The sequence below is a fragment of the Cryomorphaceae bacterium genome (assembly GCA_007695365.1).
GTDB lineage: Bacteria > Bacteroidota > Bacteroidia > Flavobacteriales_D > SKUL01 > SKUL01.
Window position 1 is genome coordinate 1 of sequence record REDV01000150.1, and the last position, 11,536, is coordinate 11,536.

General features: G+C 49.6%; 14 protein-coding genes. 3 read left to right on the forward strand and 11 right to left on the reverse strand.

What is annotated here, in order from left to right:
• Positions 1-355, reverse strand: a 355-nt coding sequence (gene tnpA / locus EA392_14890; protein TVR36514.1) for an IS200/IS605 family transposase, incomplete at its 3' end; no start/stop codon positions are given.
• Positions 356-855: 500 nt separating this feature from the next.
• Between tnpA and EA392_14895 the strand changes: the two genes are divergently transcribed.
• Positions 856-1,929, forward strand: coding sequence for an FAD:protein FMN transferase (locus tag EA392_14895; GenBank protein ID TVR36503.1), 1,074 nt, complete (start codon positions 856-858; stop codon positions 1,927-1,929).
• Here the strand turns inward: EA392_14895 and EA392_14900 are convergent, their stop codons facing one another.
• Together EA392_14900 and EA392_14905 are read right to left on the reverse strand one after the other, a co-directional pair.
• The gene (locus tag EA392_14900) at positions 1,930-2,697 is read right to left on the reverse strand and encodes a formyl transferase (GenBank protein TVR36504.1); all 768 of its coding nucleotides are present in this window, start codon (positions 2,695-2,697) and stop codon (positions 1,930-1,932) included.
• Positions 2,694-3,689, reverse strand: coding sequence for a hypothetical protein (locus EA392_14905; protein TVR36505.1), 996 nt, complete (start codon positions 3,687-3,689; stop codon positions 2,694-2,696). The genes EA392_14900 and EA392_14905 overlap by 4 nt, the downstream gene beginning before the upstream one ends.
• A 183-nt stretch (positions 3,690-3,872) precedes the next feature.
• Between EA392_14905 and EA392_14910 the strand changes: the two genes are divergently transcribed.
• Positions 3,873-4,910: a T9SS C-terminal target domain-containing protein gene (locus EA392_14910; protein ID TVR36506.1), complete on the forward strand. Its 1,038-nt coding sequence runs from the start codon at positions 3,873-3,875 to the stop codon at positions 4,908-4,910.
• 37 nt (positions 4,911-4,947) lie between these two features.
• Here EA392_14910 and EA392_14915 read toward each other — a convergent pair whose 3' ends face one another.
• Genes EA392_14915 through EA392_14925 form a run of 3 tightly spaced genes read right to left on the reverse strand, consistent with a single transcriptional unit; the run spans position 4,948 to position 7,195 of the window.
• Entirely contained in the window at positions 4,948-5,136 is a 189-nt protein-coding gene (locus EA392_14915) for a membrane or secreted protein (GenBank protein ID TVR36507.1), read from the reverse strand.
• A gap of 53 nt (positions 5,137-5,189) precedes the next feature.
• The gene (locus tag EA392_14920; GenBank protein TVR36508.1) at positions 5,190-5,906 is read right to left on the reverse strand and encodes a DUF2807 domain-containing protein; all 717 of its coding nucleotides are present in this window, start codon (positions 5,904-5,906) and stop codon (positions 5,190-5,192) included.
• A gap of 26 nt (positions 5,907-5,932) precedes the next feature.
• Positions 5,933-7,195, reverse strand: coding sequence for an acyloxyacyl hydrolase (locus EA392_14925; GenBank protein ID TVR36515.1), 1,263 nt, complete (start codon positions 7,193-7,195; stop codon positions 5,933-5,935).
• Between EA392_14925 and EA392_14930 the strand changes: the two genes are divergently transcribed.
• On the forward strand, positions 7,104-7,880 hold the full coding sequence (locus EA392_14930; GenBank protein ID TVR36516.1) for a nucleoside triphosphate pyrophosphohydrolase: 777 nt from the start codon (positions 7,104-7,106) through the stop codon (positions 7,878-7,880). The two genes, EA392_14925 and EA392_14930, sit on opposite strands and share 92 nt — an antisense overlap.
• Here the strand turns inward: EA392_14930 and EA392_14935 are convergent.
• From EA392_14935 to EA392_14955, 5 genes are all read right to left on the reverse strand, one after another.
• Positions 7,877-9,157, reverse strand: coding sequence for a mechanosensitive ion channel family protein (locus tag EA392_14935; protein ID TVR36509.1), 1,281 nt, complete (start codon positions 9,155-9,157; stop codon positions 7,877-7,879). The genes EA392_14930 and EA392_14935 overlap by 4 nt on opposite strands.
• Before the next feature lie 150 nt (positions 9,158-9,307).
• A complete protein-coding gene (locus EA392_14940) occupies positions 9,308-9,967 on the reverse strand; it encodes a type 1 glutamine amidotransferase (protein ID TVR36510.1) in 660 nt (219 codons plus the stop codon).
• 276 nt (positions 9,968-10,243) lie between these two features.
• Positions 10,244-10,423: a hypothetical protein gene (locus tag EA392_14945; GenBank protein TVR36511.1), complete on the reverse strand. Its 180-nt coding sequence runs from the start codon at positions 10,421-10,423 to the stop codon at positions 10,244-10,246.
• 50 nt (positions 10,424-10,473) lie between these two features.
• Positions 10,474-10,668 carry a hypothetical protein gene (locus EA392_14950; GenBank protein TVR36512.1) on the reverse strand — a complete coding sequence of 65 codons (195 nt, stop codon included), beginning with the start codon at positions 10,666-10,668 and terminating at the stop codon, positions 10,474-10,476.
• 190 nt (positions 10,669-10,858) lie between these two features.
• On the reverse strand, positions 10,859-11,437 hold the full coding sequence (locus EA392_14955; protein TVR36513.1) for a Fic family protein: 579 nt from the start codon (positions 11,435-11,437) through the stop codon (positions 10,859-10,861).
• Between the last annotated feature and the right edge of the window lie 99 nt (positions 11,438-11,536).

The window sequence follows — 11,536 nt, forward strand, 5'->3', positions numbered from 1 at the left end:
GATTCTGAATGTATCTAATCACATTGTCCAGGGCCGAGTGGGAATAAGAAAATGCACCATAGCCTTCTTGCCACTGAAACTTGTTCCGCCCTGGGTTTTTCTGGTTGATAAAATCATTGCTTGCCTTTTTAATTTCTCTGACCAGGTCTGACAAACAGCAAGATGGACGCATGCTAATTAAAATGTGGATGTGGTCCGGCATTCCGTTTATCGCCAATAGTTTTTGGTTTTTGTTGATGACGATGCCAGTGATGTATTTATACAGTTCTTCTTCCCAAGATGGATGAATGGCACTGCGGCGGCCCTTTACGGCAAAAACCACCTGGATATAGATTTGCGAAAATGTCCCTGGCATGATACTTTTTTGTTATTGTTTTCAGATATATATTGTTGGACTTCGAATTAATTTCCAGCGTTGAATTGTCATCGTTACATTTTCAGAAAACCCAATAACCTCCCTAGCGCAAACTCTTGCTTCTCCAAAGATGCAGAAAGTAAGATAGAGGGCAAAATGGGCGGGAGGGATCTTTTGTTCGGGGAATGGATGGACGCGCTTGGAATCAATACTGAGGCAATTGTCTTGATTTGTGGTTTGGCTCTTGGAGTCGGAGGTTCATTTTAGGGTGCATTTTTGTTCGCAGAATTTCACAATCCCGAAGGGATTGAAGCTACATAGCATTGTATGTTACGGGTGATATTCGACCCCGACGGGGTCGCACCCTTTTTCGGTGATTTTCATTTTGATGTCGCCAAGAGCCCCCTTCAAGCCGTTTACCAATCACCCCCATCTTTTCTACCCCATCTCACGCCCCTTTGCCCGGAGGTGCGTAGCTTTGCCTCCCTAAAACCCATGCTATGATGCGTCTTTCGGTTTCTTTGGTTCTTGTGGTTGTGATGGCTTTTGCCCTGGTGCGCTGTGCGTCTCCGGAGACGGCAAATACCGAAGACAAAACCTACCTCTTTGGCGGTCCGGCACAGGGAACGTCATACATGGTGAAATACCACGGCCCGGGTCTTGCCGACCACCAGCAAAGCGTGGATTCCATCCTCAAAGCCATTGACCAATCGCTGAGCACCTACGTTCCCAACTCAACTATTTCGCGGTTCAACAACCAGATGGAGTTTACCACCAACGACAAGCATTTTATAAGAATGCTGTTCGATTCCAAAGATATTCGGGATATGAGCGATGGAGCCTTTGAACCTGCCGTGATGCCGCTCGTAAAAGCGTGGGGATTTGGCCCGGAAGGCCCGCGGATAGAGGAGCCCATGAATATGGATTCATTGCTTGCATTGGTGTCGTGGGATTTCGACATGCAGGTAACCACCGCCGCCGAACACGGAGGTAGCGTGCGCGAAACCATTGTACACATCGAAAAAACGCAACCCATTACGCTCGACTTCAATGGGATTGCACAGGGTTATACGGTGGATGTGATATATAATTTTCTCCGCTCCCAAGGTGTTGAAAACCTGATGGTTGAAGTAGGAGGGGAGCTGCGCGCAGGCGGCGTAAACGAGCAAAACCAACCGTGGTCTATTGGTGTGGACGATCCCACAAGCGAAACCGAGCGCGGCACGCAGGCGGTGATTCTGCTCAACAATCAGGCAGTGGCTACCTCGGGCAGCTATCGCAAATTCTACGAAAAAGACGGCAAACGCCTGTCGCACACCATCAATCCACAAACGGGTTACCCTGTAGATCACCAGTTGCTGAGCGCTACGGTTGTAACCTCTTCTGCTGCCCTTGCCGACGCCTTTGCCACTGTGTTTATGGTGTACGGTCCGTGGCGAAGTATGGAGTTTTTTGCCGAAAACCCCGAAAGCGGTTTATATGCCCTGCTGGTGTATTACGACGATGAGGGAGAACTTCAAACCTACCTGAGTCCGGGTATGGAAGACAAAATCCGCAAAGACCCCGCAGAGTAGTTAGCGCACACCCTTGACGATCCGGTTCCCGAAGTATTCCCAAATGGTGGGGTGGTACCACAGCCTGCCCCGTTCAGAGTGCGCATGCCCCTGCATGTTTCCACGGCACAGGGCTTCAAATTGCTGCACGAGCATCTGCACACCCACAGCCATTTGCAGCACCGGATAGGTCGCAAACTGATCCTTCGGGGCGGGTTCCACGCAGCGCTGCTCAATCACGCCACCGGTGTCAATACCGCTGTCCACAAGGTGCAGGGTAGTGCCGAACCGCGCTGCATCTCCTTGCGCCAGCGCCCAGTAGCCGCCGTGCACCCCGCGGTATTCGGGTGTGATGCCTGTGTGAATGTTTACCACCGTTGCGCTGATTTGTTGCAGCGTTTCCTTCCGCAAAATTCTTGTACCGCAAAGAACCACAAGGTCCGGACGGAGCGATTGCACAAGCTCCACACATTGGGAGCTGTTGGCGGAGGGAACGGCGATGATTTTTTCGGGTGGAACTGGAGCCGTGCTTAAATCATACTCGTTCAGAATTTCCTGAACCCGACTTGCGCCAGTGGCTTCGAGCAGAGGCATCACCCCAAGTTGAAATTTCAGTTGCCCGATGACTTTGATGATTCCAAGTTTTTTGATGCGCTTTTTCACCAGTTCTGCGCGCGATTGCGGCTGTTCCAACACCATATGTATATCGTCGGCAAGGGCTTGCAGGGCGTGAAAAATCATTCGGGTACCCATGCCATCGGTGGCGAGCAGCACAACGCGTTTACTCATGAAAATTCAGGTTGCAGATACGAAGCTAGTTCGCCCATGTTCACGCTTTCGAAGCCGTATTTGGCGTGCAGCGCTTGGTATTGCTGCAGGATTCTCTCAAGAAAGGCGAAGTTGGCATCTGTGTTCTCGCTGAAATTGTGTGGGTGCCACCACAAATGAAAAACCTCGCCATGTTTGGCCGCATGATCCATGGCCCGTGTAATGCGCCGCAAACGCAAACCCTCCAGCAAGGGGTTGATGGGACGGGCCGGTCGCAAAAAACGGCTCGACGGAAAATTGAAAAGTCCGTTCTCCACCATCCCACGTGGCTTGTAGGTATGGTGCCCGCTAAGATTCAGGTAGGCGTCTGTCAGGCGGATGGCCCTCCGCAATGGCGTTTCCTGTTCGTCGTTTCGCGCACTGTAAATCCACGAACTTTCGTTTCCGCGAAAAACTTCGATGCCCAGTTTGCGACAAATATCCAGGTAGGCTTTGTTGTATTGGTTCCGCGGAAAAACCAGCGATTTGAGCTTGATGCCGCGTTTTTCGGCCAGCCGCAGGTGCGAGCGCAGGTCGTCCTCAAAACTGTCAGCATCCTGACCATTGGCAAGGCAGTAGTAATGCGAAAAAGTATGACTGCCGATTTCCATTCCCGGGGTTTGCTGAATCGCTTTCACCAAATCGGGAGCAAAGTGCAGGTGCGTGTCCGTCTCCGGCATTTCGCCCAAATAACCATTGTATGGGGAGAGGTGCGTTGCGTCGTAAAGCGGTTTTTTCTCCGGCACAAAATCAAGCAGTTCCTCTTTGCTCTGCGCCATAAGCATTCCTACGGTGGCAAAGGTGGCTTTTACCTCGTACTCGCTGAAAAGCGCAATCATTCGCGTTACTATGTTGCGCACTCGTTCCATGCGTTCGCGGCAGGATTCCAGTGGTTTACAATCGCGCACACCCCAGTATAGCTCGAAGTCGAGCGAAATCAAAAAATACCCCCTTTGATTTGGCCTTAGCGTCATTGCGGTTCTCTGCTCAGGCTGTGAAGTTATTACTTCTCGTTGAAAGAACTGTTAATCGGGGTGAAGTGGGAGCATGTTGGAATCATCTTCATGCAGGAAGTGTCTGTTACAAAAAGGCTATATTCGGGGACTTAAACCAGAACCATGCGATTGAGCCACATTTTCCCAACAGTTTTTATTTCATTGTTTACCTGTGCTTTGCAAGCGCAACCTGTGATCGGTCCCGGCGATATGCCTGCCGCTAATACCAGCTACCAGCTCTACCAGGCTGCAGGTTTGGGATTGGAAGATCCCAGCCTCGATTTTGGCGAAAACGTAACCTGGGATTACAGCGATTTGGACGGAATGGGGCCGCAGGTAACCGATTTCCTGCCTGTATCATCGGCTCCTTTCTTCTATCAGTTTATTTACAACAATCCCAACCAGCAGCATTTTTCCAATCACTGCACCGCCGTGCCTGAGTTCGGATTTCCACTGCCCATTGAGATTAGTGAGATCTACAATTTTTTCAGGGCTGATGAACAGGGGTATTATGACTGCGGATTTGCGGCCACACTCAGCGGTTTTCCTCTCTTTGGTACGCGGAATCCTACTGACAGAATTTTGAAATTTCCACTGGAATACGGTATGGCACCCGACACCAACGATACTTTTTTTGCAGCTGGCGTACCCGGATTTGGCGAGTTGAAGTCGTTCAGAGTCCGTCAGAATAGCGTAGATGGCTGGGGAACGGTCATCACGCCCGCCGGTTCGTTTGATTGCCTCCGCGTTCGAAGCGTGGTGAACGGAAGAGATACCATTTTTGCCGAGCAATTTGGCATTGATCAGGTGATTGAATTGCCCGAAATCATTGAATATCGCTGGGTGGCTCCCGAGGGAGGTCCTCCCGTATTGCAAGTGAATGTTTCAGAGGGAGTGGTTACCCAGGTAACATACCGCGGCCTTGATGTGACTAAGGTTCCGGAATTGGCGAAGGTGGAGAAACTGGTGGTGTATCCGAATCCGGCCGTATCGCACACCTGGCTGGAAGTGCCCGAGGATGAGCAGGTTTTGCAGATTATTGCTTTTGATGCCGGAGGACGCACCGTGAATATTCCCGTTGCAGAGCGTCAGCACAATCGCATATCATTGAATACCGGATCACTGGCAGCAGGAAACTATCAGTTGGGAGTCCAGACCCACAAAAACTGGTACAGTGCTTCGGTGATGGTGGTGCGCTAAGGGAGGACGAGGGCCTGCGACTTTCAGCAGATTCGAATTACTCGCTTTTACACTGCTCGTCAGGACGAGCACCGCACACGCCGCAAGCAGCGCCTTCCTCGCGCAGCAGCGGGTTGTTACTGGCACAGGTACCGCTGAACTGCCCGTCTTTTTTCACCAGTATTTTGATGGCAATACCTGCAAAGGCAAGCGCTAACATTCCGATGGCTACAAAGGCTACAAGCATAATGAAGAATTTGCTGCAAAGGTACAAAATCTGTACCGGCCTGCCATGCAAGTTTAGTTAACAGGGATAGCCTTGCCGGTGCTGTTTTCGGTGATTTCGAGCTCCGTGGGGTTTCCGTGGTAATAAACATCTCCCACGCGGTCAATCAAGATGGAAGCCTTTTGCGACGCGTTCACGTGGATGTCGCCCACACCTCGGTTCCACACCTGAACTTCCTGAGCGGCCACTTCCTCGAGGCGCAAAATACCCATGCTGCTGTTGTAGGCGTAAAGAAAATCGCTCTGACCGGTGCAGAAGTAATCTGCCGGACCTGTATGTGAAAGAATATACACCTCCTGCGTGTTTAGCGTAAGGCGAATGGTGCTGCTGGCATCCCATTGCTCCACGGCAAAAAAGGGCTGGCTAATGGTATCGCCCGATTCAATGGTGCCATACCCTCTTGAAATCAACTCTTTTAGTTCGGTACAATATACAATCACAGATATCTGCGTGTCCAGCGCTCGTACCCAGTTGCATACATTGCGATTGCGAATGTAGAGGGTTTCAGCTTGCACTTCCGTTTCAATCAAATCAATCAGGTTTTCTCCCGCTGTAACCACCGCGCGGTGGTTTTCATCAAACCTGAAAACCACTGTAACACCGTCTTCCACCTCCATGCGGGTAAAAGGCTCAAGCAGTCGCGTTTCTACCAATTGGTTGCCTACGGCCTTCAGGCAGTCGCCCATGTTTTCTTTTTTGCAGCCGCTCAGAAAGACAAAAAGGGCCAGCATCCATGCGCTATGTGATTTCAGGATTTTCACGGCCTGTTGATTTGATACACCATACCCAGTTCAAAATGATCGGCTTTGGCAAAATGGGTACGTAGGGTAAGGTTTACTTTCCAGCGATCGCTGATATCATGTCGCAACCCGAAGCGATTGAACACAACACCATCCACATTTCCGGGATTAAACACATAGCCTCCCGCCTGGGCTAAAATGGCCATCCTGCCGAAGTGAAAAGCTGCACTGGCCAGCAATCCCGCACGATAGGGTGTAAGCGCATTGGTTTCGATTTCTTTTTCGCGGTGGGCTATTTCCAGGTTGGCATTTCCGTTGATTTCAGCGCCCATTCCGTAAGAAAACTTGGGGCTGATACGCCTTTCCGCGAGCCCTTGCACCGTTGCGGCCGGACGCACATCTCCCTGCCGGGTCATTTCTTGTTTCACCCCGACACCGGCAAAGAGACTCATGTTCCACCTTGCTGGTTTTACAAAGTAGCGTTGCTCCGAGTCGATTCCCCGATCAACTGAAGGTGCGTAGCTGAGTCCGGCCTGAGCAGTGAAAAAATTGAGCCCGAGGTTGGGCTTGCGCACAGCGCCGTTCGAGAAATGCGTCATGGCAACGCCTATGTGAAAAGCCAGTTGGCGATGAACCTGTAAACGTCCGTCCACAGCCATTTGCAAAAGCACATTGGCGCGGGTACTGATGGCGTTGTTCCGATTGTTTTCTACCCGGTCAAACCGGTTGCTCAGCATGGCCATGCCGGCCCCGAGTTTGTAGTTGAGAGAAAATCGCTCGCCGTTAGCAACCGGCAGGTAGTAGTAGGTAAATCCTGCAAAGGCATTTCCCAGTGCATCGCTCGGAAAAGGCATAAACATCGCGGCCAGTCCCCACGAAGGCATCTGGTAGTGGTGATGCCAGTCTTTTTTACCTGAAAATTGACGGTGGTAATACACTTCAACCGAGCTGAAGTGCTTTTGCACCAGGTGGCGCATATCGGGGTGATGCGCGTAAAGGAACCCTCCGTGCCAGTTTACACCCGCCTCTTGCCTCGGTACATTTTCCCCGGCAGAAACCGAAAATATCCAAAGCATACAAAAGGGTACTAAGAGCCGTTTCAGCATCATGGCGACGAAAGTAAGGATTTCGCCCATTGAGCAGCCCGTTCTTCGCCATTCGGAAAGTGTATTTTTGCCCAAAATCAGAATCATGGATGCCCGACTTGCCGCTTTTGAACGTTTGCTTAACATCATGGACGACCTTCGGGAGAAATGTCCGTGGGACCGAAAGCAAACCATCGAATCTCTTCGTTACCTGAGTATTGAGGAGATGTACGAATTGTCGGATGCCATTTTGGACGGCGATTTGAATGAAATTCGAAAGGAGTTGGGCGACATCATGCTGCACATGGTTTTTTACGCCAAACTAGGAGAGGAGAAGGGCGCGTTCAATATTACCGACGTGCTGAATGGTATCTGCGAGAAGCTGATTGACAGGCACCCGCATATATACGGGGATGTGGAAGTAGCCAATGAGGACGAGGTGAAGGCCAACTGGGAGAAATTGAAACTGAAGGAGGGAAATCGCTCCGTACTGGCCGGCGTACCGCGTTCGCTACCCTCGCTGGTAAAGGCAGAGCGCATCCAGGACAAAGCCCGCGGTGTGGGTTTTGACTGGGACAACGCCGAACAGGTTTGGGAAAAAGTTCAGGAAGAACTGGGCGAATTGCGCACCGAGGTAAACAACAAGAGCGACAAGGTGGAGGATGAGCTCGGTGATGTGTTGTTCTCCATTATCAACTACGCGCGTTTTATCGGAGTTTCGCCCGACCAGGCACTTGAGCGCACCAATCGCAAGTTTATCAAGCGTTTTCAGTACCTTGAAGAAGCTTCAAAGGCCGACGGCAAAAAGATGGGTGAAATGACCCTTGAGGAGATGGATGTATATTGGAACCGCGCCAAAAACCTCGATTTGCCGGGCTAGCCTTTTCTTGCTGCGCTCAGAAAAGCCGAGAAGTCAGCGCCCGAAGGGTCTTCAAATACCTGCAAATCAAAGGCCGGAATGGCAGCCAGCAAGTGGTCGAAAATGTCGGCTTGAATGCCCTCGTAGTTTACCCAGGCCTTATCGGCGCTAAAGCAGTAAATCTCAATGGGCAAACCGTGTTCAGTGGGCTCCATTTGGCGCACCATGGCCGTCATTTCCTGATTTATCTTGGGGTTGGCAGCGAGATAGGCCTGCGCGTATCGCCTGAAAACACCTACGTTGGTCATGTGTCGGCCGTTGATCAGCACGCTTTTGTTCACCTTCTTTTCTTCATTGTAGCGGTCAATTTCGGCTTGACGTTGCTGCACGTAATCCTGAATGAGCTCAATTTTGGAGAAGCGCTCCACCATGTCGGGGTCGCAGAATTTAATGCTGCTGATTTTAATCAGAATGGAGCGTTTGATGCGCCGTCCGCCGGATTCCGACATTCCCCGCCAGTTCTTGAACGAGTCGGAGATAAAGGCGTAGGATGGAATGGTGGTGATGGTACGATCCCAGTTTTGAACCATTACTGTGGTGAGATTGATGGCTACTACATCCCCATCAGCGTCGTATTTAGGCATGGAAACCCAGTCGCCCACGCGAATCATATCGTACACCGACATCTGAATGCTGGCCACAAAACCCAGAATAGCATCCTTGAAAATCAGTAGAATGATGGCCGTTGCCGCTCCCATTGCACCCAGGAAAGCGAGCGGACTTTGCCCAAGCAGCAGTGAGAAAATGAGCACCCCTCCAATGAGGTACACAATGATTTTTGCCAGTTGAGAATAACTGCTGAGCGGCTTATCCTTAAAGGCCTTGGTGTCGCCCAGAATTTTGGTGATGGATGTGAGTACCGAGTTCACGCTCCAAATCACGATGGCAATGATGTAGATGTCAGTAATAAGTATTACCGCCGGAATCATATCCGGAAAATCACCAAAGACAAAGGGTGCACCGAAATTCACCACAATGGCAGGAACGATATGTGCCAGCTTGTCGAATACACGTTTCTCAACCAGTACGTCGTCCCAGGTAACACGGGTGCGGAGCAGGGTTTTGTTGATGGCACCGACGATCAGCTTCTTGGCCAGAAACCACGAGATGGTGCAAAGGATAATAAGCACCAGACTCAGAATAGAGAGCTTGGTGTAAGCAGCCCCTTTTTCGCTGAAGTATGCACTGTCGCGGAGCCAGCGGTCAAGCCAAAGCGCTATGTTGTACTGGTCGTTCATACCCTTATTTTGGCTGCAAAGGTAAAAATGTGTGAAGCAATGGCCGGTAAAGGATGAAATAAGGGTCAGGTTGGTGACTGCGCATTTCTACAAGCTCGTCAATGCCCGCTGCTTACACGCTTTTTGGGACACTACCGCAAGATTGAGACCTCACAAGGATGATTTTCTCTCTTGTTTTTCAACTGCATTAGCAATGGCCTTCACAAATTGAGGCAGGTCGTCCGGCACACGCGAGGTGATGAAGTGATTGTCGATTACCAGTGCTTCATCGCTGTAATTCACACCGGCCTCTTTGAGTTCATCGGCAATACCTTCTACACCAGTGGCGTTTCGGCCAGTCAGTATGCCGGCTGTGATGAGAATCTGCGGACCATGACAAACGGCGGCAATGGGTTGTCCTTTGGCGTGAAACGCTTTTACAAAGTCAATGACATCGGAGTTTTCGCGGAGCTTAGCCGGTGCCTTTCCACCCGGAATCACCAGTGCGTCAAAATCGGCAGCATTCACGTCAGATACTTTCTTTTGAATGTGGATGGTGATATCGCTGTTGTAGGCCTTCACCTTGCCGGTTTCTATTCCGATTACCGTGACTTCACAACCGTGATTGGTGAGGTAACCGAGGGGCATGTATGCTTCGGCATCCTGGAAACCTTCAGCGGTGAGAAGGGCCACTTTGGTATGGCGATGTGCTGTGGCTGCTTCGGGGGTAGTCTGTACAGCGGATTTGCGCTCAGCCTGTTCCGTTCCCGGATTATCGCAGGCAAACAACAAGGGTGAAAGTGCGGCTAACAAGAAAAGTGAGTTTTTCATGGGGATATGATTTTTAGGGATTTCGTTTTTGTAAAGTTAACAAACATATAGGCAAACAGTGAGTTAAACGTATTTAAAATCCGGCCGAAACTGTGAAGAAACCTTAAATCAGGGGCAGTCAAAAAAACGACAAGAGGTGGCAAAAGAGCGTTCGTGAAAATCAGAACCAAACCGCGAAGCGGTGAACTGACTCCATCTGTCCGAAAAGAAATCCGATTGATTGGATTTAGTTCCTGGTAACGTCAGCTCGTCCCACAACCCCCAACATTCCATCGGCTATGTGGCCCAACGCTTTGGTTTGCAAAAAGATGCAGAAAATATGGCTGCGATGCAAAATGTGTTGAAAAACCCTTGTATGGAGCCATACATGCGCCCCGGGTGGACTAAAAAGACCCAAAAAAAGGCCAAAGTGCGGCCCAGGGCGGCTTTCAGCTCTTCGGGAGACACCAGTGCCATCAGCCGCTTGAGATTGTACGCCACAAAAAAAGAGACTCTTCGCTCATCGCTCAGAGTGACAACTTCATCAAATGCATACCAGACATGGCATCCGAACTGCCCGGAATGTATGTAATACGCGTTCTTTGAACCATGATGTCACTCTGAACGAAGTGAAGAGTCTGATGATATTGACGAAGAACGTCAGCTCGTCCCACAACCCCCAACATTCCATCGGCTATGTGGCCCAACGCTTTGGTTTGCAAAAAGATGCAGAAAATATGGCTGCGATGCAAAATGTGTTGAAAAACCAGATACTTCCCCGAACTGGTTTCGGGGAGAACCGTATCCCGAAGTATTTCGGGAGTGGTGTGAGAGTGGGTTGCTGAGCTTGCCGAAGTGCTCTCACCCACAGCCAGGGCTGGCGGGGCGACCTACTCGGTTGGCGGTATGTGCCTATTCTTCCGTTTCTATTCCGTTTACTGTCATCAGCAGAAAATCAAGACTTTTCCCATAATCCAATTCATGATATTCAAGTCCAAGTTTCCTGATATTCTGATAATAATCTTTGATGTTCTTATAATAATTCTTTTCAAGTTGAACGGCGACTGCTTTTTGTCCTATATTCTGCAATAAGAACCATTTTTCAAGCAATCTTGCGGTTCGTCCGTTACCGTCCTGAAAAGGATGTATTTTCACAAATACAAGATGAATCAAGGCTGCATAATAAAATATCTCATAGGAGTCTAATTCTGTCGTTTCAAGCAGGCCAATATCGTCAAATAATTTCTCGATTTCCTGTTTTACAATGGTAGGTTCCGAAGCAACATATTCAATTTTGTCGTCACTATTAATCACAAACATTGGATTTGTCCGAATTAATCCTTGTTGACTGTCTGGTAGTATGTTTGAAGTTATGATTGAATGTGCTTTCTGGACATTTTTCAGGTTTATTTTATTATTGTCTATGAAGTCATAGGCTGCATATAAATCGTCTGCTTTTCTTGTGTAGTCAGGCTTAAACTGAACACCCATGAATTTATGTTTGAAAAAACTGTCAAATTCGATGTCTTCCCCTTCGATTCGTGATGAGTAAACTGATGATACAGATTTATAAAACTGGAAATAGTCAAC